The organism is Halegenticoccus tardaugens (assembly GCF_004116405.1).
Taxonomy (GTDB): domain Archaea; phylum Halobacteriota; class Halobacteria; order Halobacteriales; family Haloferacaceae; genus Halegenticoccus; species Halegenticoccus tardaugens.
The window spans coordinates 439,028-464,239 of sequence record NZ_SDIC01000002.1 but is presented as its reverse complement, the minus strand read 5'-3'; the positions used below and the strand labels follow the sequence as shown (position 1 = coordinate 464,239).

The following is a 25,212-nucleotide window of genomic DNA, read 5'->3' as shown; positions in this document are numbered from 1 at the left end:
TCCTCCGCTACTACTTCGTCTTCGCTTTGAACTGCCCGGTCTTCACGATGTAGTGGAACGGCGTGTAAAACTGCCGTTGCATGACGTCGCTGTCGAGCGACGGGTACTCCCACTCGTCGTTGGTGAACCACGTTTGCGTCCGGTTCTCGTACACCTGGACCTGCGGCATCGCGTAGCTGGATGCCCACGCGAGTTCCCGCACTATCCGCTGCAGTTCGTTCCCTTCGTACCGAGTGAGATTGACGACGGCCTCGTCGAGATCAATCGTGAGTGCGTTCTCGTTACCATCGGGTCGTCCGACCGGGGGGACGGAGATTTCGCTGGGCATCCCCACGTTCTCCCGGTCTTCGAGGAACACGAGGTTGTACCACGCGTACGGCTGCGGGAAGTCAGCGGTGAACGCACCGGTCGCGATCCGGAAATCGCCCGGTTCCCAGACGTCCGACTCGAATGACGTCGCTTCGGAGGTTTGCAACTGCGACGAGATCCCGAACTGCTGGAGTTGGCTGGTGATCGTCTCGAGGGCGATCAGGTCCGACCCACCCGTCGTTCCGCTTTTTATCGTTGGTCCGAACTCCTCGCCATCCGGCCGGTACCACTGGTCGCCCTCCTTTGAAAATCCGGCCTCCTGGAGGAGTTGGGTCGCTCTGTTGTGATTTTTACGGTACTCGGGGAACGGACCCTTGTCGTCCAGGTAATCCCACATGCGACTCGGCGACATGCCGGTCTGATAGAAGACGGGGTCGTGAGTCTCGTTTCCGGCGTTGACGGCGACGGTCTCCTGGTCGATGACATACGCGATGGCCTGACGGACGCGCGGATCGCCCAGCGCGTCATCGTCCCACCGGAACTTAAGCGCCAGCCCGCCCAGCGACGGGTACGTCGTGTTCTCGACGTGATCGGGGAAGCCGGAGACGACGTCGGACGGAACGTTCAGCCGAACGTGACCGTCAAGCGGACCGTTGGCCAGCGACTGGTAGATCTTCTGTTCACTCCCGAAGTACTGGAAGACCATGTTCGGGAAGTTGATCTCGTCTGCCACCGGGTGTCCCTCGTTCTTGACGGTGACGAGCTCCTCCCGCGACGCTTCCTTGACAGCGAACGGACCGTACGATTCCATGTCCTCGCTGCTGATGCTGTGCTCTGCGAGCTCCGACGCTATCCCGTCCTGTTCGTCTTCGTTTTCCGCGCCTTCGAACCGACCAAGCCACTCTTGGTACTCCTCCATGCCGTGCGACAGCACGTTCGTCAGAAAGCTGAACAGGATGTAATCCTCGTTCTCGTGCCCTCCTTTGAGTTGAAATTTGACGGTGTACTCGTCGACCGCTTCGATCTCGTCGATGTACTCCGACGACGAAAAGCCCATGTACTGCTCCATCATGAAGTGGACGCGCACGTCTTCGGCCGTGACCGGCCTGATCGTTTCCTCGCCGTCGTGCCACTCGTAGTTTTGGTTAAGCTTCAATTCGAGGACCTGATTTTCGGTGTCGACGGTCCAGTCATCCGCGAGTAGGCCGACGAACTCGCCCTTGACCGGGTCGTACACGCCGAAGGGATCCATCACATGGGCCTGAACCATCCACTTGTAGCTCGCGAAGTTAAACTCGTTCCACTGCACGTCGTCCGCCGGCTCGCCGAGGGAATCGAGCGTCAGCTCCGGATCGAGGGCATTACTGTTCGAATTTCCGGTGCCGTTTCCGCTCCCCGCTTGATCGTCCGTATCGCGTTGACAACCAGCGAGTCCCGCGATTGCGCCGACGCTGGCGGCTTTGAGCACCTTTCGTCGAGAGGCCCAACCGTCGGTACTCTCCTCCTGGGAGTGACTGTCGCGTGTCATTCTCTATCACCGTCTGGAGCACTCCATAAAAAGTGTTTTGTAAACTCTTATACCTGATCGGACGGGAACGTATCATCGAATCGGCGCCCGTCAACGTCACCCGCTCCCCGCCGCGGGCAGCGTCAGTCGGTCGTACTGGCGGGCCGGCGCGTCAAGTTCGCCGAGCGCCGTCACCAACAGCGTACGCATCCGCTCGACTTCCTCGGAGTTGTCGGCAACGTTCTCTTCCTGCCACGGGTCGACGCGGGTGTCGAACAACAGCGGTTCGTCGTGTCGGCCGTAGGAGGGTGCCGAATAGCGCCAGACCGGCGCATCGGCGTGCGGGAGGTACTCCCCCGACTCCGCGTCCGGTTGTGGCTTCGGCGGCGTGAACCACGAGTGCGGGTTCATCATCCGCGTCGAGTGGCAGTAACTGTCGCGTTCGTCGTCGCACGGGTGGAGGTAGGCGTATTCTCCGTCCGTGACGTTGACGCTCGACCCCCAGTACCCGTACAACGCCCAGTCGCGAATTGCGTCGACCTCCCCGTCGATCAGCGGGAAGAGGCTCCGGGCGTGTGGGCCGGCGGCCTCGCCCGCGCCGAACGCGTCGAGCAGTGTCGCGTTAAGGTCGACGGCCGCAGTGAGGGCGCCGATCCGCTCGCCGGTTCGATCGGCGTCGGGATGCCAGACGAAAAGCGGCGTGTGCGCCAGCACGTCGTACAGCGGCGCTTCGAACGGCTTGCCCACCCAGCCGTGTTCGCCGAGGTAAAAGCCGTGATCCGATGTGACGACGACCATCGTCTCATCCCACAGCCCGCGATCGTCGAGGACGTCGAGAACTCGGCCGAACCATCGATCGGCCATCGTCAGCTTCCCCGCGAACTGCGACGCGACGAAGTCGAGTTCGCGCTCGGAGAGCTCGCTCTCGCCGCGGTCCGTCGGCCCGTAGGGCGGCCAGAACGTGAGATCCGGGTTCCTGGGATCCTCGTCGGTGTACATCGAGGCGTACGGCTCAGGTAGATGGAACGGCTCGTGGACGTCGAAGCTGTCGACGTAGCAGAACCACTCGTCCCACGCCTCGTTCCGGCAGAGCCAGTCGGCCGTCCCGGAAAAGACCTTCGGTGCGAAGAAGTCGCACTCCGCTTCGAATCCTTCGACGTTTCGGGGGTACTGGACCGGGTTCAGGTATCCGAAGCCGAGGGGATCGTCCGGCGCTTCGAACCCCAACTGGTCGTGGACGGGCACCGAAGACGGATCCCGAGGCGCGGTTCTCCACGCGTCGTACTCGTGGCCGCGGACGAACTCGAATCCGTTGAAGTCCTCGTAGTACCCCTCGCTGCCGTGCTGGAAGTAGTGGTAGTGGTCGGTGATCAGTTGCGTGATCACTTCCTCGTCGCGCAGCGCCCGCGGGACCGTCGTGTCGAACGGTTCGATCGGACCCCAGGGACGCCAGAGAAACTCCTGCGTGCCGGTGAGCCACTCCCGACGAGCGGGCATGCACGGCAAACTCCCCGCGTAGTGGGAGTCGAAGACGGTCGCCCGCTCCGCGAACCGATCGAGGTTGTCCGTCTCGACGTCGAGATCGACGCTCGGATCGTACGCGTCCAAAAAGTGCCGGTTCAGGCTGTCGATGGAGACGAACAGGACCTTCATTCGTCTCCCTCGACGGCACCGACGAGCGCCGCGTGACTGTCGTCCCGCCGCGGCGCGCCGTCGACGATCAGAAACGGACCCGCATAACAGGTTCCGCAACGCCGGAGACAGCACTTCTCTACGACCTTCGTGTCGAGATCTGCGAACGACGCCCGGGCGTCCTCGTCGACGTTGGTGCGGCAGTATTCGATGTATCGTGGCATGCGCGAGGGTTCACGCTCGCTCGTAATGAATGTGGGCGTCCGCTCACTGGATCCGTGTACCTCGCCGGGCGGGTTCACTAGCGCGGTTCGCCCCGACCGTTCAACGTAGTTGATTTCAAATGATCGCAGCAATAAATAGAAGTGGGCGTAAAATCGATCGACACTGCAATTTCCCGGACTTTCAGTCGAAAACTACTCTGTGGCCTCCGAGTATTGCGTTCGTCGCTAGTGAACGAATATCGTTTCAATCCGAACGTGTATGTCCCCCAACTGCGAGAATGTGGCCGAACGGGCGGGTACACGGTGGCGAAACACGAGGGCCGCTCGCAATCGATCGAGTCGGGGACGGGACCGAAGCTCATAGAATCCCTCACATTTACAAATCTACTTTTGTAATGCATTCCGTGCGGCGATTCACGTACCGCCCGGTGAGTTCTCAGTTAGCGAATAAGACCGATCAACTGTCGAATCGACACGACCGAACGAGATGAACCCGGCGATCGAGACCGAGGCGCATAAATCCCGAAGACGGCTTCTTACCGACCTTTGCGTGTTCGCGAACGGAGGTGAATCGTTGTTCAACGTAGTTGAACAAGAGAAACCGACCGATCGACATCGCCGCCGGGGAGGCGATGTCGATCGAAACCGTCGGTGCGTCGGTCACGGAGGATCGGGCCGAGGGCGATCTTCCACCGCGACGGATCGATGGTCGCTCTAGTCCCGATCTTTCACCACAGGCATCGCTACCTCGAAGAAAGTAACGAACGGGGTGGACCGGCGATCCGATCCCCGCTATCGGCGGTCGATCCGGATCCAGAGCCTCGAAGCGGCCATCAGCAGAAAGCCGACGACCCCAAGGAGACCGAACACGACCGCCCAGCCGCCGAGCAGCCCCGCCGTGATGTCGGTGAGATCCGCCCCACCCTCCTCCAGCGTGAACGACGTCCACGTGTCGAGCCAGTACGCTGTGACGACGAGACTCACCTCAATCAGGAGGAAGTACGTGAGCAACCGGTTTTTGTCGACGAACTCGCGAACGCTGTCGAGGGCGGTTGATTCGGAGCCGGTCGATTCGTTCCTGGTAGCCATTGTCACAGTGCCCATTGGGCGCGGGTGAGTTAAACGTACGTGTCGATCGTCCCGATCGATCGCGCGTTTCGACGCGAACTGTCGGCGTCACGGTTCGTCGTCGACGTACCGCGTCGGGGTCGCCGTCACGTCCGATCGACGGGACGGAGAATCGCCGCGAATCCGCCGTCGTCCGGCACGAGGACGGCGAACGCATCGTCGTCCGCGACCTCGCGTTCCTCCCGTGCGATCGACTCGCCCGTCTCGTCGTCCCGATAGAGAGCGACGCGGTAGGATCGGTTCGCGTCGAGGAACTCGCACGGAACCTCAACCGTGCGACCCTCGCCCGCGGTGATGGAACCGAGGAACCAACGCTCACCACTCCGACGAGCGATCGTCGCCTCCGCCCCCGGGTAGCCGCCGACGAACCGCATCGCGTCCCAGGCGGCGGGAACGGCTTCGAGGAACTCCTCCGCCGACGGTCGACGCCGGTAGGATTCGATGTCGTCCGCGAAGTGCTGGAGCCCCGACTCGAAGACGACCGCGAGCGCGAGTTCGTGACCGACGGTGGTGGTGCGGGTCTCCGCGGAGAACGTCACCGGCGTGTAGTCCATCGGTCCTATCACGTTGCGGGTGAACGGGAGGATAACGTTGTGTTCGGGCGGGATCGTCTGCGGAACGGGGTGGTAGTTCTCCGCGCCGTAGACGCCCTCGTACGTGAGCAGGTGCGGCCAGCGCCGACGCAATCCCTTCGGAGTAATCGATCCGTGGACGTTTAAGAGCAGTTCGTGGTCGGCCGTCGCCGCCGCGAGGTCGTCGTAGAACGCCATCATCCGCTGGCTGTCGGAGTTCATGTAATCGACCTTCACGCCGGCGACGCCCCACGACTTCCACCGGGGGAGACGAGCCATCCGTTTCGCCTCCGTGTCGAGATCCGACCACCGAGACCAGACGAGCACGTCGACGCCGCGTTCGGTCGCGTAGTGGACGAGATCGGGCATCCACTCCTCAGACCACCCGGCGTCGACGAGAACGTACTCCCACCCGCGGTCGCCGGCGTACTCGACGTACGCACGCTGGATGTCGAGATCGCCTGGACTGGCACCGTCGGACCACCACGACCACGCGACGCGACCGGGCCGGATCCACGACCGATCCTCGATCCGACACGGATCGGTGCCGTACGACGGCGCGTCGACCACGTCCGCGACGAGGTTAGACTCCACGACGGCCGACAGGTCGCCGACGACGGCGACGCGCCACGGCGTCGCGAGCGGTCGCGTCGTGCTCACGTGGGAGGGTTCGGTCGCCATCCGGTGGCGCTCGGAGTCCGGAAACTGGACCCGAAAGCTCGTGTCGTCCTTCCCGACGGTGACGCGCGACGCGACGTAGCGGCCGTCGACGCCAGCCTCCGTCAGCAGCACCCATCGACCGTCTACCTCGAACAGCGACGGGAAGCTGTACCGGCCGGCCGCCTCGATCGCCGACGTCGAGCGCCAGACCTCCTCGTGTTTCTTCTCGAACGGCATCAGCCACGCCGACGCCCCCTCGGGGAGGCGGAACGCGCTCTCCTCGCCGGTCACGACGACGTGCCCGCTACCTGGGAGCCGATAGCGGTACGCGACCCCGTCGTTCGAGACCCGGAGGTCGATCCGAACGACCGAGCCGTCGGCGGTGGCGAGCGTCACCGTCTCCTCGTTCGCCACGAAGCGGTGTCGTCGCCGCTTCCCAGCGGGCGTCTCGTACGCCACCTCCGTCGTCCGCCGCTCGCGGCTCTCGACCGAGAGGTCGTTGACGAACGAGGTTTCGAACGTCCGCAGGCCGAGAGGCGACGGTTCCACGACCACCGTCCCGGCGGAGCGAACGGCGAGGGTCGGTCGTCCATCGCTATCGAGTTCGAACTCCGCGCCGACCGACCCGTCCGGACTTTCGAGCGTCATTCGATCGGGTTACTCCCGGCCCGTTTTCGCCGCTCGATCCGTCGTCTGAGCGTCCCTCGAACGCCGCCGACGCTGGTCGCGTCGCGCGGTGTGCTCTCTCGAACCATACCTCCGATTACCCACCCGACCCGAAAAATCATCCGGTGCGAACGGAGCGGTGAAGCCGCGAGCGCGTTCGCGTCGCGCGGCTCGGGAATCTTCAGAGACTCGTCGAGGATATCCCCCGAAAACTGTAATACGTAGGGGCCTGTGACTGAACTGTGAACCGATAGCATGGAACGACGTAACGAGGAGATCCGGGTCGGCATCGTCGGACTCGGTTCGATGGGCCACTGGCACACGGAACTGGTCGAAAACGCGGGCGGCGACGTCGTCGCCGGCGCGGACGTCGTCGAGGACGCGCGCCGTCACTACGAGCGGAAGTGGGGGATCGACACCTACGCGTCGCACGAGGACCTGTACGCCGACGAGCGGTTGGACGCCGTCATCGTCACCACGCCGAACAAGTTTCACGAACCGGCCGCGGTGGACGCCTTCGAGGCGGACGTCGACCTTCTCCTGGAGAAACCGCTGGCGCACACACTCGACAGCGCGGAGCGAATCGCCGCGGCCGCCGAAGACTCCGACGCCTTCGGGATGGTCGGCTTCCACAACCGGTTTTCGAACGCCGCGACCGCGCTGCAGGGGTACGTCGAGGAGGGTCACCTCGGTGACGTGACCCGCGTCGAGACGAACTACCTGCGACGCCGGGGCGTCCCCGGGCGGGGATCGTGGTTCACCTCCAGCGAGATCGCCGGCGGCGGCGCGCTCGTCGACATCGGCGTCCACATCATCGACCTGACGCTGCACGTGCTCGGCTACCCCGAGGTGACCCAGGTCTCCGGCGTCGCTCGCTCCGAGTTCGGGAGCCGCGACGACTACGCGTACCTCGAAATGTGGGGCGACGACGCCGGCACCGGCGCGTTCGACGTCGAGGACTCCGCGATGGCGATGCTGCAGACCGCCGACGGCCAGACCGTCTCGCTCGACGTCGCGTGGGCGACGAACGGCGAGCGGGAGGAGACCATCTCCCTGCGGGGAACGGAGGCTGGCGCGACGCTCGACAAGGCGGCGGGCGACCTGACGCTGTACGAGACCCGGGACGTCGGCACCGCTCACCACGTCGATTCGACGGTGGCCGTCCCCGAACGGAACTGCAAAGAGGCGCAGGCGCGGTGCTTTCTAGACGCCGTGGCGACGGGCGAATCCCCGGGAATCAACACCATCGACGAGGCGCTCGTCGTCCAGCGCGTCATCGAGGGCATCTATCGATCGAGCGACCACGACGGCCGTCTCGTCCGGTTGAAATCGGACGACGTCGCGGTCGAAGGGCCGATGACCCTCGATTGAGTGCACGCCGCGATCCGGCGGCGTCGATTCGCGTCGGCACCGAGCGACCGGACGACCTCCCGTTCAGCACGCGGGGGGCGGCCGAGACGGCGTCTGCTTACCGGTGCTCGGGAGGGAGCCCTTCCTCGATCGCTTCGAGCGGTTCGCGCTGGTCGGCGAACGCCGGTTCCGGCCCGTCGACGGGCGCCGCCCACTCGACGGCGTTGGCGATGACCGTCCGAACCTCGTCCTGCTTGTAGACCGGGTACGTTTCGTGACCCGGACGGAAGTAGAACACCCGGCCCTTCCCCCGCTGGTAGCAGCATCCCGAGCGGAACACCTCGCCGCCCTCGAACCAGCTGATGGTGATGAGCGTATCGGGCGCGGGGACGTCGAAGCGCTCACCGTACATCTCCGCCTGCGGGATCTCGATGTACTCCTCATCCAAGCCGTCGGCGATCGGGTGCCCCGGCTCGACGATCCACACCCGTTCACGCTCGCCGTCGGTCAGCCGCGTGTCGCGCCACTTCAACGACCCGGTCGTGCCCATGAGCTCCCGGAATATTTTGGCGTAGTGGGCCGAGTGCAGCGCCAGGAGACCCATCCCGTCGAGCACCCGCGCTTTGACCTTTTCGACGACGTCGTCCGCGACCTCATCGTGAGCCTCGTGTCCCCACCACAGCAGAACGTCCGTCGTTTCGAGCACGTCGTCTGTCAGCCCGTGTTCGGGTTCGTCCAGCGTCGCCGTCCGCACCTCGTGACCCTCGGCCTCGAGTACGGCGGCGAGTTCGGCGTGGATACCGTCCGGATAGAGTTCGCGGCCTCGTTCGTGTTTCGTCTCGCTACGGTGTTCGTTCCATACGGTGACCTGAACCATCGCGTCTGAACTGGTTTCGCGGGGTGTGCAAAAAGGTATCTATCACCGAACGCGCCCGCCGCACGATCCCCTGTCCGCTCGACACTCCAACCCGCCCGAATCACTAACAAGACATAAATACGGACGGTTGAACTGTAGACCATGCAACGAGCGTTAGCGGTCGTCGATTCGGACGAACGATCGAGGGAGATGGTGCACGAGGCCGGCGAACTGGCCGCTGGCGTCGACGCCGAGGTCGTGATCTTACACGTGACGACCGAAGAGGAGTTTCGGGAGAATCAGGATCGCCTCGCCGAGGGGTCGTCGGGAACGTCGATGTACAGCGTCGAGACGGCCCAGGAGGGTGCCAGACAGTACGCCGCCAATGTCGGCACCGAACTCCTCGGCGACGTGGACGTCACGATCACCGCCGTCGGCGCGCTCGGCGAGAAACGCGAGGAGATCCTGGCGGCGGCGCGCGAACACGACTGCGATTACGTCTTCATCACGGGCGCGAATCGGTCGCCAACGGGGAAGGCGCTCTTCGGCGACGACGCGCAGTCGATCATCCTCAACTTCGACGGGTCGGTCGTCGTTCGAACCGAGTGAGACGGGCCGACGTTTCCTTCGCTGCTCGATTGAAAACGTTTAACACACCGCACGATAGTGGTGAATCGTAGCATGGAGAGCACGTACTCTGCTGACGTACCGTTTCGTGCGGGAATCGTCGGCACCGGGTTTCTCGGCAAGGCGATGGGACGGGAGTTCCTCCGCCACGACCGGGCGACCGTCGGCGCACTGACCGAACTCGATCCCGACGTTCTCGTCGGGGCGGCGGACGAACTCGACGTCCCCGAGGGATCGCGGTACGAGGATTACGAGCGGATGCTCGACGAGGAAGATCTCGACGGGCTGGTGATAACGACGCCCCACGGGCTCCACCACGAACAGATCGTCGCGGGGCTGGAGCATGACCTCCACGTCCTCTGTGAAAAGCCGCTCTGTACGTCCCTCGACGACGCGAAGGATCTCGCCCGTCGCGTCGAACGGTCTGACCGAACGGTGATGCTCGGCTACCAACGACACCTCGACACCGCCTTTCGGACGGCCCGAGACTACTGGAGCGAGCGCGAGACGAGCCCCGAGTTCGTGACCGCCGAGCTCACCCAGAACTGGATCAACGCGGTGGGCGGATCCTGGAAGGCCAACGCCGACCTGAGCGGCGGCGGGCAGCTGTACGACTCTGGGAGTCACGTCGTCGACGCGGTGCTGTGGGTGATGGACGAAACCCCGTCGTCTGTGACGGCGCAGATGACGTTCCACGACGACGACGAACGGATCGACATCCAGGCCGGGCTCACGGTCCAGTTTGAAAACGGCTGCGTCGCGACCATCGCCGTCTCGGGGGACGCGCCGCGCGTGAGTGAGGCGTACCAGTTCTGGGGCGAAGCAGGGGCGACGCTCATCGATGGACACGAGTGGAACCCGCGCAGGTTCCGCCGCGTCGACAGCGACGGCGATATCCACGCGCCGAACCTCAACCTCGGATCGGAGCTTCCGAAGGCCGACGCCTTCATCGAGGCCATCGAGACCGACGGCGAGCCGCCGGCCACTGTCCACGACGGCCTGCTGTCGACGGCGGTGACCGAGGCGGCCTACGAGTCCGCGTGGACCGGCGAACGGATCGACGTCGATCTCGACTACTGACGCTCGACGACGATGAGCAGATACAGGCGACTCACGGAGGCCGACGCGGAAGCGCTCGCAGAACGGATCGGGATGACGTTGACCGAGGGCGAGGCGGCGTCGGCGGCCGCCTACTCCGACTCCGACGCGTACGCCGACCTGGAGTCTGCACCCCTCGACGCGCTGTGCGACTTCTCGGGAAGCGGCGATGCCTACGAAGCGCCACCTCGCCGCCCGACGAGCGGGGGGAACCCGCACAACGCGTGGATCTCCCGCTTTGACCTCGTCCGACCGAGTGCCGACGGCCTCCTCTCGGGCGTCGAGGTCGGCGTGAAGGACAACATCTGCGTTCGCGGCGCGGAGTTGACGAACGCCTCCCGTGGATTCGAGGGGTTCGTCCCCGGGGCGAACGCGGCGGTCGTCGAGCGCCTCCTCGACGCCGGCGCTCGTCTCCGCGGGAAGACAAACCTGGACGAGTTCGCCATGGGCCCGACGAGCGAGAGCAGCGCGTTCGGACCGGTGACAAACCCGCACGGCGCCGAGCGGGTCGCGGGCGGCTCCTCCGGCGGGAGCGGTGCCGCCGTCGCCGCCGGGGCCGTCGACCTCGCGCTCGGGTCGGACACGGGAGGAAGCGTCCGCATCCCGGCGAGCTACTGCGGCGTCGTAGGGATAAAGCCCACCCACGGGCGCGTCTCCAAGCGCGGGTTCGTCACGCAGGGCGACTCCCTCGAAGAGATCGGACCGATGGCGATCGACGTGGAAACCGCCGCTCGCGGGATGGAAGTCATCGCCGACCCGCTCGCCAGCGGGGAGCGCGAGCGCTTCGTCGACGATCTCGGACGCAATCTCGACGGGACGCGACTCGGCGTGATCGATCGGTACGCCGACGGCTTCGCCCGCGACCCGGTGGTGGAAGAGTTTGATGCCACGCTCGACCGCCTCAACTCGCTCGGCGCGACAATCGAGACGATCGAAGTGCCGGAACTCGACCACGTCGGCGCGGCATGGTGGGGGATCGGTCCGGCGGAGTTCGCCGCCGCGTACCTCACGAACGACGTCGGGCTGTGGCGTAGGCGGGCAGGGATCCCGAGCCTCGCGAAGGGGTTCGAGCGGGTTCGCCGGGCCACGAGCGACGACATCAGCGCCGTCCCCAAGGAGGTCATCCTGCTCGGCGCGCACCTCCTGTTCGACCACGGAGGCTACCACTACGTCAGGGCGCAGAACCTCCGCGCGGCGCTCACCGACGTCGTCGACGCGTCACTCGACGAGTACGACGCACTGGTAACGCCGTCGACGCCGACCGTCGCCCCCGAACTCGGCGCGTTCGGTACCGAAGAGATGCCGCCGCCGAACGGCGCGCTCGCGCCGGCGAACGTCACCGGTCACCCGGCGCTCAGCGTCCCCTGCGGCGACGTCGACGGCCTCCCGGTCGGCCTCCAGTTGGTCGGTCCGTGGTACGCGGAGAAGGACCTTCTCGACGTCGCCTCCACCTTCGAACGGGGAGACTAACCCTCCGGTTTCCCCGCCTCCGATTTCTCGTCGGGGGTGGGTTTTATCGTCCGAGGGTGGAATTATCGATCCGAAGGAATCGATGACGTACGACATGATTCAGGTGGGCGTGGGTCTCCAGGGCTCGCGCTGGTGCGAGCAGTATCTGCCGCCGAACGCCGAGGACGGACTCGTGAACGTCGTCGCCGCGGTTGACGTGAACCCGGACGCGATGGAGCCGGCGTGAGATCACCTCGGGTTGCCAGACGATCGGTGCTACGCGGACCTCGAACGGGCATTCGCCGAGCACGACGCCGACTTCTGTTCGGTGGTCGTCCCGCCGCACGTCCACGAGGCGGTCGTCGACGTGGCGCTCGATTACGAGATGGACGTCCTCTCGGAGAAGCCGATCACGGACACCATGGCGGCGTCGGTCTGCATCGCCGACAAGATCGACCGCGCCGGTAGGAAAATGGGCGTCACGATGACCCACCGGTTCGACCGGGACAAGATGACGCTCAGGCGGGAGATTCGATCCGGAGCGGGCGGCCCGCTCGACTATCTGGCGTTCCGGTTCACCTGCGACTACCGGACCCGAGGCGCGTGGGACGACCGCCTGTACGACGTCGACGATCCGCTGCTGATGGACGGGGCGATCCACCACCTCGATCTTCTCTGCGACCTCGCGGACGCGGCCTCGGAGACCGTGTACGCCCAGTCGTGGAATCCCCCGTGGAGCGACTTTCGGAACGGAGCGCAGTCGCTCGCCGCCGTAACGTTCGCGGACGGAACGTGCGCGCTCAACGAGGCGGCGACGAGCACGCCGTCGGGCTGAACGGCTGGGGCCACGAGTACGTCCGCGCCGAGTCGCGGGACGCGACGACCGTCCTCGACCACCGGACGCTCGAACAGTTCGACCGCGATCCCGACGACGACAACTGGGTCGGACTCCACCCCGTGGGCGAGGAGATCCCCCTCCTCGACCGGGACAAGTGGGGCAACGCCTGGCTCGTCGAGCAGTTCGTCGAGTGGCTCGACGGCGGCGACCCGTCGAAGTTGAGGATGATCGACTGCGCGTCGTCGCCGAAGAGCGCAGAGCACGGCGAACCGGTGAACGTCCCCGACTTCCTCGACGCGGCGCGCGCCGACGCGATCGCCTAACGCCCCGGCCGGCTCGGCGACCGGTTCGACGCGGCGGGGACGCGTCCCCCGGAGCCGATCGCGCGCGTCGACCTACGCGTGGCACAACCGCCGGGGGAGCCCCCGCTCTGAGAGCACGTACCGCTCGAAGAACTCCGGGCGTAGTCGCCGGCGGACGTCGGCGTACCGCTCGTCGTCCCACCGGTTGTACAGCTCGTCCGGATCCTCGCGCAGATCGAACAGCTCGCCGTACGGCTCGCCGGGGTACACCGTCAGCTTGTAGCGGTCGGTGACGTACGTCCGGACCCGGAGGCCGAGGTAGTCCTCGTCGTTCTCGACAACGACGGCGTCGCGGACGGCGTCGACCTCGCCCGTCAACTGCGGACGGAGCGATCGACCCGGCCACGCCGGCGGCTCGTTCGCCGCCTTGCGTTTGGGCGGCACCCGCCCCTCCGGAACCGGCACGTCGCAGAGGTCCAGTACCGTCGGCGCGACGTCGACGGCGCTGGCGGGTCCGTCGCTCCGCCGACCGGCCGGTAGTTCTCCCGGCCAACCCCACACCATCGGCACGCGGAGCAGCCCCTCGAAGTGGAACGGCCCCTTGCGGAGCATTCAGTGGTCGCCCATCATGTCCCCGTGATCGGACATGAACACAATGAGTGTCCCCTCGCGAAGCCCGGCCTCGTCGAGCGCGGTCAGGACGCGTCCGACCTCGCGATCGACGAAGCTAATCATGTCGTACGTCGCGGCGATCTGCTCCCGAAGCTCATCGTCGGAGAGATCGCTCGTTCCGTGGAACCCGCTGAGCTGCGTGTCGGTGTCGGCGTAGGACTCGCGATAGAACGGCGGCAGATCGTCGAGTTCTCCCTCGCGTCGGGTCGGGAGGGTCACGTCGGCGGAGTCGTACCTGCTGCCCCACGGTTCGGGCGCGGCGAAGGGGTGATGCGGATCTGGGAATGAACACCAGAGGAAAAACGGATCGACACCTCCCACAGAGTCGATGAACTCACGGGAGCGGTCGGCAATCCACCGGTTGTAGTGAAGCTCTGCGGGGAGCGATCAGTCGAACGTCTGCGGGGCCGGCCGAGGGTCGTTGTCGGGGTGATCCTCGCGCAAGCGCGCCGCCACGTCCGGGTGCTCGCCTTCGAGCCACTGACGGTACTCCCCGAAGATCCAGCTCACGTGCCCGCCGGTGAAGTCCGCGGTTTCGAGGCCGTAGTACGGTTCGGGCAGTGCCCGGTGACGGCCACCGTTCCACAGCGACTGCGCCTCGGGGAACTCCTCGGGCGCGACAACGTCGGCGTCTCCCGCTGAGTCGATCTCTGCCGCGACGTCGGTCCCGTTCGGCAGGTCGTAGGTGTGCAGGTGGAGTTTCCCGACCGCGTGCGTCCGGTACCCCGCGTCTCGAAGCGCGCCAGGCAGCGTCGGAAGCGAGGGGTCGAGCGGAATGCCGTTCGTCCGGACGCCGTGATCCCGAGGCGTGAGTCCGGTGAACAGACTTGCCCGAGCTGGCATACACAGCGGGTTGGCGACGTACGCGCACGACAGCGCGACCCCTTGCTCGGCGAGCGCGTCGATAAACGGAGTCTAGACGGTCGGATTGCCGGCGTAGCCGAGGTGATCGTACCGCAGCTGGTCGAGGACGAAACAGACGACGTTTGGCCGATTCATCGACGGCCGCACCGACGGCGCCGACGGTGATAGACGTTACCGTTCGGCGCGGGTCGGGGAGGCAAACGTATATGATGGTGGCGCATGACGAACGCACCGTTCAGATGAGCCAACTCGACGAGATATTCGTCGTCCACCACTGCCATACGGACATCGGATACACGCACGACCAGCCGGTCGTCTGGGATCTCCAGCGCCGGTTTATCGAGAGAGTTATCGACCTCGCCGAACGCGACCTCGACCGTCCGGACGACGAGGCGTTCCGGTGGACGGTCGAGACGATCGAACCCTTGCTGCGATGGCTCCGGATCGCGGACGACGAGCGCATCGCCAGATTCCGGGCGCTCGAAGAGCGGGGTCGAATCGAGGTGACCGCGATGCTCGGCAACCTCACGCCGCTGTACGATCAAGCGGAGTTCGTCGAGTCGCTTCGACCGCTCCGGCGTCTCCGCGAGGCGTACGGGTTCGAGATCAGGACCGCGATGAACGGCGACGTGAACGGGCACAACTGGCCCGTGGTCGATCGCCTGCTCGACGCCGGCATCGACGGCTTCTCGATGGCGGTCAACAGACACTGGGGGAGCGCCCCGGTGGAGCGACCGATGGCGTTCCGCTGGGAGGGTCCGAGCGGCCGAACGCTCCCGACGTACAACGGCTTTCAGTACGGCGGCGGGTACAACATGGGGATCGGCCGGGACACCGGGGCGCTTGCCGATCGGTGGCTCCCTCACCTCGACGAGCTCCTCGATCACATCGACTACCCGCTGCCGATACTGATGGTCCAGACGACCCATCCCTTCTTCGACAACAATCCACCGCTCGCGGAGCTGCCAGCGTTCGTCCGCGAGTGGAACGACAGGCCGGACGTTGCTGACGGCGAACTCCCGTCGCTGCGAGTCGCGACACCGACGGAGTGGTGGGAGGCCGTCGACGCCTGCGACGCAGAGCTTCCGGTGTACCGCGGCGACTGGAGCGATTACTGGAGCTTCGGGTCGATAACGAGTGCGCGCGAGACGGCGGTGACGCGCGAGAGCCGCCGTCGGCTGCGCACCGCCGACGCGATCGAGGCGGCGCTGACGGCGGCGGACTCCGGACCGCAGAACCGTTCACCCGTCCGACGGAGCGGACCGGCCGAGCGAGAACGCGCCTGGCGCGCCGTGACGATGTACGACGAGCACACGTGGGGCGCTGACGTCTCGGTCGAACGCCCGGAGTCGGAGGACACCCGCAGCCAGTGGCACCACAAAGCGAAACACGCCTACGACGCGCGGAGTCGAAGTCTCCTGCTCCGTCGAGACGCGGTGGCCGAACTCGCGCGCTGTGTCGCCGACGCAGGGGGTGACCGATGAGCGACGAGTTCGACCGTGTGCTCATCACGAATCCGCTCCCGTGGGAGCGGACGATTTCGGGTCCCGTCTCGAAATACGCCGTCGAGCCACGCGGCCGAGGGGACGACGACCTCTCTGCCCGTCACTGGCAGGACCGCTCGTTCAACGACAACGCCTACCTCCTCCCGCCAACAGACGTCCCAGGCTACGGCTATGCCGTCGTCCCAACAGGTGACCTCACGCCGAACGAAGGCTGGCCGTTCGACGAGCGCCACGTCGTCGAGACCGACGACTACCGCATCACGTTCGATCGGGAGCGCGGCGGAATTACCAGCTGGCGGGATAAGCGCCTCGACTGCGAGTGGGTCGACGAGGCGGGCGACTATCCCCTCGCCGGCATCGTGCGCGAGCGACTCGCCGATTCGAGCGACGAGTCACCGCGGGATCGACTGTTCCGGGCGCCGCCCGCCGGCGAGGATAACCCCGACGGACTATGGAACGCTGCGCCTGACCTCGTCGAGGCCGAGGCCGGCGCCGACAACACGTGGGAGGCGCCGACGTGGGGCTACCAGCGCGACTGGCACGCCGAGCGGTACGGCCCGGAGCGTGTGCTCCGCCACCGGGTCTACCGGACGCCGCACGGCTACGACGTCCGGCAGACGCTCTCGGTCGAGGGTCTCGACTCCACCGTCGACCTCCGGGTGACTGTCCCGCACGAGGGGACCGAGGTTGTCGCCGAGGCGACCTGGGAGGAGAGCCGCGCGACCCACCCCGCCTCGACGTATCTTGTCTTCCCGTTCGACCTGCCGGAGCCGCGGGCGCACGTCGACGTCGGCGGACAAGCGGTGCGTCCCGGAACCGACCAGCTAGCCGGGACCTGTCGCGACTACTACACGGTCCAGCGGTGGGTCGAACTGTCGAACGAGCAGCGCGGCGTCACCGTCGGCTGTCCGCTGAACCCGATGGTGCAGCTCGGCGATTTCCGCTTCGGCGAGCACAACCGAGAGTTTTCCCTCGACTGGGCGCTCCTGCTCGGCTGGGTGAGCACGAACTACTACAACACGAACTTCCGCGCCCACCAACCCGGCCGAGTCCGAGCGCGCTACCACCTGCACCCGCACGACGGTCCCTTCGACGAGGGTCGGGCGCACACCGTTGGCGCGGCCGCAGAACAGGCGACCCCGCTCGTCCAGCCAATCGCCGAGGTGGGTTCCGAACTGACGCTCCCCGAGCGTGGGCGTGTCCTCGACCTCCCCGAACCGCCCGTGCTTGTCTGCTTCGTCCGCCCGTCGCGGGCGGCTGGAATCGGAGACGCGTCCGTCGGCGGTGCGGATTCCGTGGAGAGGACTGCCGGCGGAGGTGCGGACGAATTCGACGTCGGCCTATTGAACGCGAGTGACGAGGACAGAACCGCGACGGTCACCCCCGGCGTCTTCAGCGTCGAGGCGGCGAGGACTGTTGGACTGCTTGGAGAGGACGACCGCAGGCGGTCGCTCGGGACGAGCGACGGTGCGGTCGAGGTCGACCTCACCCCGCGCGAACTCCGCGTGGTCCGTCTCTCTGCGGAGGTGAGCCGATGAAGGCGAGAGAGCTCCGCGAGTACCTGCGGTCGCTCGACGGCGGGTGGGTCGAGTGGGACGACACCGTCGACACGTTCAAGGCCGGCGACCCTGACGCCGAGGTCGAGGGCGTCGCCGTCGGCTGGATGAGCTACCGGTGGGCACTCGAACGCGCCGTCGACCTCGGCTGCAACGTCTTCCTCACCCATGAGGGAACGTACTACGACCACGAGGACGAGCCGATTCGGGACAACCACCCACCGAGCGTCGTGGAGTTGATCGACGAGAAGCAGGCGTTCGTCGAGGAACACGACCTCGTCATACTCCGGTGTCACGACCTCTGGGACCAGTACCCGGAAATCGGCGTCCCGGACGCGTGGGGTACCCACCTCGGCTTCAACGAGGTGGACGAGGTGCCAGTCGGCAGGATGCCCGAACCGCCAAGAGCGTTCGGCCCCGGAGACTACTACCGCGTCTACGAAGTGGGCGAGCGACCAGCGCGAGAGGTGGCCCGTCAGATGGCCGGTGAATTCGGCGATGTCGGGCAGACTGCGGTCGAACTACTCGGCGACGGCGCGACACCCATCTCACGTATCGTTGTCGGAACGGGCGCGATAACGCCCTTCCGACACATGTTCGACGCGTACGACCCGGACCTCGTCGTCTGCTCGGACGATGGATTCTCCTACTGGCGGGACGGACACGTCGCGGTCGACGCGGGCGTGCCGGTCGTCGTCGTAAACCACGCGACGAGCGAGGAGCGGAGCGTCGGACTGCTCGCCGAACACCTCGACGGCGCGTTCCCCGACGTGCCGGTCCACCACGTCGAACAGGGCTGCATGTTCGAACTCGTCGAGGGGTGACGGGGGCCCTCAACCGCCGGAAGACCACGTTCGGGGCTCTCGAATAGGTGTCGAATTCGCGCGTCTGCGCAGAGGAGTTCGCGGACGTTAGTCGGTTCGGAACTACGACAGGCCGTACTCGTCCATCTTCTCGCGGAGATACCGCGCCGAGCGGTCGAGGTGCTCCTTCCCCTTCTCGGCGTCGTAGCCGTCCTCGATCGAGATCCAACCGTCGAAGCCGGCGTCGGCGAGGATTGAGAACACCGCGTTGTAGTCGATCATCCCCTCGCCGACGACGCCGTGCTGGAGGATGTCGGCGTACCCCTGGCCGCCCTCGGCATCCATCACGCGAAGGTCCTCGATTGTCCCGCCTTCGAGGTAGCGATCGCTGGCGTGCATCGTCACGACGCGGTCCGCCACCGCCTCAAGCAGTTCGATCGGGTCGTCGTCGGCGATGACGGCGTTCGAGGGGTCGTAGTTGACGCCGAACCACGGGCTCTCGTCGATCCGGTCGAGCAGGTCGAGAAACCGGTCCATCCGCTGGGCGAACTCGGGGTGTTCCCAGTAGTCGTCCTTGTAGTGGTTTTCGAGGACGAGCGTCACCTCGTGGTCGGCCGCGTGGGGGAGCAGTTCCCCGATGCAGTCGCTCACCCACGTCAGCCCCTCCTCCCTGGAGACGTCCGGTCGCCGCTGCCCCGAGAGGACGCGGCAGTACCCGCCGCCGAGTCTCGCGGTCACTTCGATGGCTCGTTTCTCCTGTTCGACCGCCGCTCGGCGGACCGCCGGATCTGGATGCGTGAAGTCCGGCGAGTAACACATCATCGGAATCGAGAGTCCCCGGTCTGCCGCCGCCGACCGGAGGCGATCCAGTTCGGCGGCGTCGTCCGCGGGCGTGATCCCCCAGTAGAACTCGACGCCGTCGACGTCGATGTCGTTCGCGACGTCGAACCACGCGTCGAGGCTCATCTTGCTGTCCATCAGCTGTCCGAGGTAGCACTTCGGAAACGCGGCGAGCGGCATCTCAGAAGGTCACCCCCGTTCGCCCCGTCCGCGACGACTTCCGGCTCATGCGCTCGGGGTCAGGACGCACTTTATGTACTCGCGGTCGTGCATCCCCTCGAAGCACTCGCGCCACGCTTCTAACGGCGCGACGCGATCGACTATCGGCTCGACGTCGAGCTGTCCGGTGTCGAGTAGCGTAATGACCCTCTCCCAGACCGGCCACGTGTGCGAGAAGCTGCCCTGCACCGTGACGGCTTTCTGAACGACGGGGTCCATGCTGTACTCCATCGGCTGCGGCCCCCAGCCGACTTTCGTGATGTGACCGTCCGGGCGGACCGCCTCCATCGCCGTCTCGAGGGCCGCCGAAACGCCGGACGCGTCGATGACGGTGTCGACGCCGAGCCCGTCGCCGACGTCGTCGATCACCCCCGCGGGATCGCCGGTCACGGCGTGGGTCGCCCCGAGCTCCTCGGCGACGTCGAGACGGTCTCGATCGGCGGGTAAACCGCTCGCGATGACGGTGCTCGCGCCGGCCAGTACCGCCATCTGAACGCACAGGAGACCGATTGGGCCAGGGCCGATTACGAGCACGCTCTCGCCGGGGTCGACGTCGGCGTTTTCGCAGACGGCGTTGTAGGCGACGCTGCACGGTTCGGTCAGCGCGGCCCGCTCGAACGGGAGCTCGTCGGGGATGTGGTGGAGACACCGGACCGGGACGGCCACGTACCGCGCCATCGCGCCGTCGGTCCCGTAGCCGAACCCCTCCCGGGAGGGATCCAGATTGTACAAGCCCCGACGACTGAGCGGGGACGTCTCGTCGATCTCGGCCGCCGTCTCGCTGACGACGCGGTCGCCGGGCGCGAACTCGCCGCTTCCCTCGATCTCCTCGACGACCCCGCCGAACTCGTGGCCGAGCGTGACCGGATAGTTCACGTCCCAACTGTGACTGCCGTGCCACTGGTGGACGTCGCTGCCGCAGATCCCCACCGCCTCGACCCGAATCAGCGCCTCTCCCTCGTCGATCTCGGGGACGTCGACCTCGCGGAGGTCGACCCGCTCTGGTTCGTAGTTGACGACCGCCCGCATCCGGTCGCTTCGCCGTGCGACCTGTTCGGTCGTGGGTTGCCTACTCATACCTACGTACAACCGGCCGTCTCACAAATAGTTACGGATTGGAACGGTATCCGACGCGACGGTGCGTTCCCGACGGCGACGGTCGCGCGACGCGCCGATCGTTCCTGCGGGATGCGTCGGCGTCACGACCGACGCTCGAAGGCGGCGGGCCGCTCGTTGATCTCTCGAATACGTCCGGGATCGAACTTCGGCCTACGGTCGTACGTGTACAGTCCGTTGGTCTCCTGTTCGACGTCGTACAGCTGAGTGTAGCAGAACGCCCACAGCTGCTCGTTGTCGAGCAGCGTCTCGGTCAGGCCGCGGTAGCGCTCGAAGAACGCCGCCTCGTCTTCGGGGCGGTCGCCGTACCCCCAGCCCTCGGCGTCTGTGTCCGGGCTCCACCGGATGCCCCCGTACTCGCTGACGTAGCTCAGTTCCTCGCTCCAGTCGGCGAAGCCGTGCCCGCTCGGTTCGACGGGCCCGTCGATCTCGCCGTACGTCTCGCGGAACGCCTCGGGGTCTTGCTCGTAGTCGTGCGCGTCGACGAGGTCGGTTTCGACGTGGACCCACCCGCTCGCGTCAATGACGGGCCGCGTCGGATCCAACGCCTTTGTCACGCGGTACACCGTTCGAACGAGATCCTCGTCCTGCTCGGGCTTGGTTTCGTTGAACGGCGTCCAGCCGACCACCGACGGGTGATTGTAATCGCGCTCTACGACCTCCAGCCACTCCTGAAGGAAAGGACCGAGCGCCTCGGATCGACCGTGATCCAGCCCCCAGTTTGCGTGCTCATCCCAGACGAGGTATCCGAGGCGGTCCGCATGATAGAGAAAGCGCGGCTCGAACACCTTCTGGTGGAGGCGAGCGCCGTTGAACCCCATCTCCTGTGCGAGTTCGATGTCGCGAACGAGCGCGTCGTCGGTTGGAGCGGTGTACAATCCGTCGGGGTAGTAACCCTGATCGAGGACGAGCCGCTGGAACACCGGCTCGCCGTTGACGTAGACGCAGTCGTCGCCGAGTGTCACCGACCGGAGGCCGAAGTAGCTCTCGACGGTGTCGACAGTCTCGCCGCCAGTGACGAACGCCAGTTCGAGATCGTAGAGATTCGGCTCTTCGGGCCTCCATCGGTGGACTTCGTCCACGTCGAGTCTCAACGCGGCGTGTCGACCGTCGGTTGCGGCGATCGCCTCGCCCACCGCGTCGCCGTCGAACAGCGCGGTCGCCCGCACGTCGCCGCTCTGCAGCGCGCCCGCGAGGACGACGTCGACGCCAAGCGCACCGTTTTCCGGATCAGGTTCGAACCGGACGCTCTCGACGTAGGTCTCCGGGACGGGTTCGAGCCAGACGGGTTGCCAGACCCCCGTCACGCGCGTGTAGAGCGGACCGTGGGAGGCGTACTGCTGGCTCTGCTTGCCGCTGGGCTGGAGATCCGACCGGGAATCGTCTTCCGCACAGACCGTAACGACGGTGGGTCCCGGTTCGGCGACATCGGTAACGTCGACGCCGAACGGGGTGTAGCCGCCGCGGTGGGTGCCGACCGATTCGCCATCGATCCAGACCTCCGTCGTGTAATCGACCGCGCCGAACCGAAGTTTCACGCGACCGTCGAACCAGCGTTCCGGAATTTCGATCTCGCGGCGGTACCAGACGGCGTCCATGAAGTCTGCGTGCCCGATCCCGGACAGGTCGCTCTCGGGGGCGAACGGGACGGTGATCTCGGAGTCGAGCGCGTCGGCCTCCGGGAGCCCTCGGGCCCGTCCGCTCGCCCCGTGGTCGATCTCGAACGCCCACCGACCGTTCAGGGTCCGCCACTCGTCGCGACGAAGCTGCGGCCGCGGATACTCCGGTCGCGGCACGGAATCACGCGTCACACCAGTTCTGTGGGCGTCGCCACTAATAGTTTCCTCGACCGGCAACCGACCGACGACGCTCACTTTCGACGACCGCTCACGTTCGAAGATCACTCGGCGTCCACATCGCAGGCAACCGCACGAGGGCCGAAGAGCGGTTTCGAACGCGAGTCGAACCGGAAAGCGCCCGCCGCGGTGCGGCGAAAGGCAAAGGATTTAGCCGGCGTCGTGCGTGTGACAGGCCATGTCAGGTGATCGGCCGGAAGCACCGTATCGAGACGCGTCGGTGCCCACCGAGCGGCGGGTCGAGGACCTCCTCGATCGGATGACCCTCGACGAAAAAGTCGCACAGCTCACGTCGGTTTCCCCGATCCCCGTCGCCGGATTTCCCGGGAGCGACGGCGCGGTGATCGACGAGGACGGGACCGTCGACCGCCCCCGCGCTCGCGAACTGTTCGAACACGGCGTCGGGCACCTCACCCGCGTCGGTGGCGGCGGCGGGCTCGATCCCGAGCGCGCCGCCGCGGTGACCGACGAACTCCAGGACGTGCTCGTCTCCGAGACGCGCCTGGGCGTCCCGGCGATCCCGCACGAGGAGTGTCTGGCCGGCTACATGGGCCCGGACGGAACGACGTACCCGCAGGCGATCGGGCTGGCGAGCACGTGGGATCCAGACCTGATCAAGGGGATGACGGAGCGAATTCGGGAGCAACTTCTCGCCATCGGGACGGCCCACGCGCTCTCGCCGGTGCTCGACGTGGCCCGAGACCCCCGCTGGGGTCGGACCGAGGAGACGTTCGGCGAGGACCCCCAGCTCGTCGCCGAGATGGGTAGCGCGTACGTCCACGGTCTCCAGGGCGAGGGGCCGGAGGAGGGCGTCTCAGCGACGGTCAAGCACTTCGCCGGCCACGGCGTCGGCGAGGGCGGCAAGAACCGCCCGACGGTCCACCTCGGCGAACGGGAGCTACGCGACGTCCACCTCTACCCGTTCGAAGTCGCCGTCCGGGAGGCCGGCGTCGAGTCGGTGATGAACGCCTACCACGACATCGACGGCGTCCCCTGCGCGGCCGACCGCGACCTGCTGACCGGCGTGCTTCGCGGGGAGTGGGGGTTCGACGGAACCGTCGTCTCGGATTACTTCAGCGTCGTCCACCTCGTCACGGAACACGGCGTCGCCGAGACGCCGCGCGAGGCCGCCGTCCGGGCGCTCGCCGCCGGCATCGACGTCGAGCTCCCGGCGGTCGACTGTTACGACCGGTTGATCGACGCCATCAACGCCGGCGACCTCTCGGAAGCGACCGTCGACACCGCCGTCCGGCGTGTGCTCCGACAGAAGTTCCGGAAGGGGCTGTTCGAATCGCGCGGCGTCGACCCCGACGCCGCCGCGGCGGCGTTCGGACCCGACGCGAACCGTGAGTACGCCCGCAAACTCGCTCGCGAGTCGGTGACGGTGCTCAAGAACGACGGCCTCCTGCCGCTTTCGGAGCCCAGTTCGGTCGCGGTCGTCGGGCCGAAGGCGGACGCGCCCGTCGGACAACTCGGCGATTACACCTACCCGGCGCACTACCCCGACGAGGAGACGACCCGTCGCGTCGTGACGTCGCTCGAAGCGTTCGAGGCGCGACTCGGCGACGACGCCGTCGCGTACAGCGAAGGGTGTACGACGACCGGCTCGGCGACCGACGGGTTCGACGAGGCCGCTGCCGCCGCCGCCGATAGCGACGTGGCCGTCGCCTTCGTCGGCGCCCGATCGGCGCTCGCGCTCTCGGACGCCGTCGAATCGCGGGCGGAACGGCCCGATCTCCCCACCAGCGGCGAGGGCGCGGACGTGACCGACCTCTCGCTACCGGGGGTGCAGAACGACCTCCTCGAAGAACTACACGGAACGGGAACGCCGCTCGCGGTCGTCGTCGTCAGCGGCAAACCCCACACCCTCACGTGGGCCGACGAACACGTTCCCGCCGTGGTCCACGCCTGGCTCCCCGGCGAGGAGGGCGGCCACGGCATCGCCGACGTGCTGTTCGGGGACCACGACCCCGGCGGTCGCCTTCCGATCTCGATTCCGAAGAGCGTCGGCCAGCTCCCCGTGTACTACAGCCGTCGGCCGAACAGCCGGAACGAGCGGCACGTCTACACGGACAGCGACCCGCTGTACCCCTTCGGTCACGGCTGCTCGTACGCGGAGTTCGCGTACGAGGACCTCGAACTCTCCGACCGCGAGATCGGCCCGGCGGGAACGATCACTGCCGCGATCACCGTCGAGAACACGGGCGAACGGGCCGGGTACGAGGTCGTCCAGTTGTACGTCAGCGAGCGCGAGCCGTCGCTCGTCCGTCCGGTTCAGGAGCTCAAGGGCTTCCGGCGCGTCCACCTCGACGCGGGCGAGGTGGTCCGCGTCTCGTTCGACCTGTCGGCGTCGATGCTGGCCTCCCACGATCTGGACATGACCCTGGCGGTCGAACCCGGACCGTTCGAGGTCCGGATCGGCCGCTCCGCCGCGGCCGTCGAAGCGACCGAGACTTTCGACGTCGTCGGCGACCGCTACGAGGTTCCGCGCGGCGGCCGCGAGTACGCGACGGAAACGAGCGTCGAGCGCGTCGACGCGGGCTCGGTCTGAGTTCGATACCCG

General features: G+C 66.4%; 23 protein-coding genes. 11 read left to right on the top strand and 12 right to left on the bottom strand.

Features of this window, described 5'->3' with window-relative positions:
* Window positions 1-10: 10 nt before the first annotated feature.
* The 5 genes from C3L37_RS06365 to C3L37_RS06345 form a co-directional block, all read right to left on the bottom strand.
* Window positions 11-1,837 carry an ABC transporter substrate-binding protein gene (locus C3L37_RS06365; RefSeq protein WP_129113769.1) on the bottom strand — a complete coding sequence of 609 codons (1,827 nt, stop codon included), beginning with the start codon at window positions 1,835-1,837 and terminating at the stop codon, window positions 11-13.
* A 96-nt stretch (window positions 1,838-1,933) separates the two neighbouring features.
* Window positions 1,934-3,469 (bottom strand): sulfatase, encoded by a 1,536-nt coding sequence (locus tag C3L37_RS06360; RefSeq protein ID WP_129113768.1) that lies wholly within the window; start codon window positions 3,467-3,469, stop codon window positions 1,934-1,936.
* Window positions 3,466-3,672, bottom strand: a complete 207-nt coding sequence (locus C3L37_RS06355) for a DUF1450 domain-containing protein (protein ID WP_129113767.1) — start codon at window positions 3,670-3,672, stop codon at window positions 3,466-3,468. Before C3L37_RS06355 ends, C3L37_RS06360 begins: the two co-directional genes overlap by 4 nt.
* A 792-nt stretch (window positions 3,673-4,464) precedes the next feature.
* Window positions 4,465-4,761: a hypothetical protein gene (locus C3L37_RS06350; protein WP_129113766.1), complete on the bottom strand. Its 297-nt coding sequence runs from the start codon at window positions 4,759-4,761 to the stop codon at window positions 4,465-4,467.
* Window positions 4,762-4,886: 125 nt separating this feature from the next.
* The gene (locus C3L37_RS06345) at window positions 4,887-6,680 is read right to left on the bottom strand and encodes a glycoside hydrolase family 97 protein (protein ID WP_129113765.1); all 1,794 of its coding nucleotides are present in this window, start codon (window positions 6,678-6,680) and stop codon (window positions 4,887-4,889) included.
* Window positions 6,681-6,953: 273 nt separating this feature from the next.
* Between C3L37_RS06345 and C3L37_RS06340 the strand changes: the two genes are divergently transcribed.
* Window positions 6,954-8,069 (top strand): Gfo/Idh/MocA family protein, encoded by a 1,116-nt coding sequence (locus C3L37_RS06340; RefSeq protein ID WP_129113764.1) that lies wholly within the window; start codon window positions 6,954-6,956, stop codon window positions 8,067-8,069.
* A gap of 97 nt (window positions 8,070-8,166) precedes the next feature.
* On the opposite strand, the gene C3L37_RS06335 is transcribed toward C3L37_RS06340, so the two are convergent.
* Window positions 8,167-8,925 (bottom strand): ThuA domain-containing protein, encoded by a 759-nt coding sequence (locus C3L37_RS06335; protein ID WP_129113763.1) that lies wholly within the window; start codon window positions 8,923-8,925, stop codon window positions 8,167-8,169.
* Window positions 8,926-9,066: 141 nt separating this feature from the next.
* Between C3L37_RS06335 and C3L37_RS06330 the strand changes: the two genes are divergently transcribed.
* The 6 genes from C3L37_RS06330 to C3L37_RS24740 all read left to right on the top strand — a co-directional run bounded on the left by C3L37_RS06330 (window position 9,067) and on the right by C3L37_RS24740 (window position 13,239).
* A complete protein-coding gene (locus C3L37_RS06330) occupies window positions 9,067-9,513 on the top strand; it encodes a universal stress protein (protein ID WP_129113762.1) in 447 nt (148 codons plus the stop codon).
* 72 nt (window positions 9,514-9,585) lie between these two features.
* Window positions 9,586-10,611, top strand: coding sequence for a Gfo/Idh/MocA family protein (locus C3L37_RS06325; protein WP_129113761.1), 1,026 nt, complete (start codon window positions 9,586-9,588; stop codon window positions 10,609-10,611).
* 12 nt (window positions 10,612-10,623) lie between these two features.
* The gene (locus tag C3L37_RS06320; RefSeq protein WP_129113760.1) at window positions 10,624-12,099 is read left to right on the top strand and encodes an amidase; all 1,476 of its coding nucleotides are present in this window, start codon (window positions 10,624-10,626) and stop codon (window positions 12,097-12,099) included.
* Between the two features lie 82 nt (window positions 12,100-12,181).
* A complete protein-coding gene (locus tag C3L37_RS24750) occupies window positions 12,182-12,325 on the top strand; it encodes a hypothetical protein (protein WP_228546138.1) in 144 nt (47 codons plus the stop codon).
* A gap of 12 nt (window positions 12,326-12,337) precedes the next feature.
* Window positions 12,338-12,913 (top strand): Gfo/Idh/MocA family protein, encoded by a 576-nt coding sequence (locus tag C3L37_RS24745; protein WP_228546137.1) that lies wholly within the window; start codon window positions 12,338-12,340, stop codon window positions 12,911-12,913.
* Window positions 12,871-13,239, top strand: coding sequence for a hypothetical protein (locus C3L37_RS24740; RefSeq protein ID WP_228546136.1), 369 nt, complete (start codon window positions 12,871-12,873; stop codon window positions 13,237-13,239). The genes C3L37_RS24745 and C3L37_RS24740 overlap by 43 nt, the downstream gene beginning before the upstream one ends.
* A 72-nt stretch (window positions 13,240-13,311) precedes the next feature.
* On the opposite strand, the gene C3L37_RS06310 is transcribed toward C3L37_RS24740, so the two are convergent.
* The 3 genes from C3L37_RS06310 to C3L37_RS06300 are packed head-to-tail and all read right to left on the bottom strand — an operon-like array spanning window position 13,312 to window position 14,796.
* Complete coding sequence (locus tag C3L37_RS06310) at window positions 13,312-13,830, bottom strand: sulfatase/phosphatase domain-containing protein (RefSeq protein ID WP_129113759.1); 519 nt, start codon at window positions 13,828-13,830, stop codon at window positions 13,312-13,314.
* Window positions 13,831-14,244, bottom strand: a complete 414-nt coding sequence (locus C3L37_RS06305) for a sulfatase-like hydrolase/transferase (RefSeq protein WP_129113758.1) — start codon at window positions 14,242-14,244, stop codon at window positions 13,831-13,833.
* 33 nt (window positions 14,245-14,277) lie between these two features.
* Window positions 14,278-14,796, bottom strand: a complete 519-nt coding sequence (locus tag C3L37_RS06300; RefSeq protein ID WP_129113757.1) for a sulfatase-like hydrolase/transferase — start codon at window positions 14,794-14,796, stop codon at window positions 14,278-14,280.
* Window positions 14,797-14,993: 197 nt separating this feature from the next.
* On the opposite strand from C3L37_RS06300, the gene C3L37_RS06295 reads away from it, so the two are divergent.
* The 3 genes from C3L37_RS06295 to C3L37_RS06285 are packed head-to-tail and all read left to right on the top strand — an operon-like array spanning window position 14,994 to window position 18,639.
* Window positions 14,994-16,238: a glycoside hydrolase family 38 N-terminal domain-containing protein gene (locus C3L37_RS06295; RefSeq protein ID WP_164974687.1), complete on the top strand. Its 1,245-nt coding sequence runs from the start codon at window positions 14,994-14,996 to the stop codon at window positions 16,236-16,238.
* The gene (locus C3L37_RS06290; RefSeq protein WP_129113755.1) at window positions 16,235-17,797 is read left to right on the top strand and encodes a glycoside hydrolase family 38 C-terminal domain-containing protein; all 1,563 of its coding nucleotides are present in this window, start codon (window positions 16,235-16,237) and stop codon (window positions 17,795-17,797) included. Before C3L37_RS06295 ends, C3L37_RS06290 begins: the two co-directional genes overlap by 4 nt.
* On the top strand, window positions 17,794-18,639 hold the full coding sequence (locus C3L37_RS06285; protein WP_129113754.1) for a Nif3-like dinuclear metal center hexameric protein: 846 nt from the start codon (window positions 17,794-17,796) through the stop codon (window positions 18,637-18,639). The genes C3L37_RS06290 and C3L37_RS06285 overlap by 4 nt, the downstream gene beginning before the upstream one ends.
* Before the next feature lie 102 nt (window positions 18,640-18,741).
* Here C3L37_RS06285 and C3L37_RS06280 read toward each other — a convergent pair whose 3' ends face one another.
* The 3 genes from C3L37_RS06280 to C3L37_RS06270 all read right to left on the bottom strand — a co-directional run bounded on the left by C3L37_RS06280 (window position 18,742) and on the right by C3L37_RS06270 (window position 22,604).
* Window positions 18,742-19,638 (bottom strand): sugar phosphate isomerase/epimerase family protein, encoded by an 897-nt coding sequence (locus C3L37_RS06280; RefSeq protein WP_129113753.1) that lies wholly within the window; start codon window positions 19,636-19,638, stop codon window positions 18,742-18,744.
* A 45-nt stretch (window positions 19,639-19,683) separates the two neighbouring features.
* On the bottom strand, window positions 19,684-20,754 hold the full coding sequence (locus C3L37_RS06275) for a zinc-binding dehydrogenase (protein ID WP_228546135.1): 1,071 nt from the start codon (window positions 20,752-20,754) through the stop codon (window positions 19,684-19,686).
* Window positions 20,755-20,876: 122 nt separating this feature from the next.
* Window positions 20,877-22,604: a glycoside hydrolase family 2 protein gene (locus C3L37_RS06270; RefSeq protein WP_129113752.1), complete on the bottom strand. Its 1,728-nt coding sequence runs from the start codon at window positions 22,602-22,604 to the stop codon at window positions 20,877-20,879.
* A 223-nt stretch (window positions 22,605-22,827) separates the two neighbouring features.
* Between C3L37_RS06270 and C3L37_RS06265 the strand changes: the two genes are divergently transcribed.
* Window positions 22,828-25,200: a glycoside hydrolase family 3 N-terminal domain-containing protein gene (locus C3L37_RS06265; protein ID WP_228546134.1), complete on the top strand. Its 2,373-nt coding sequence runs from the start codon at window positions 22,828-22,830 to the stop codon at window positions 25,198-25,200.
* The last annotated feature ends 12 nt before the right edge of the window (window positions 25,201-25,212 follow it).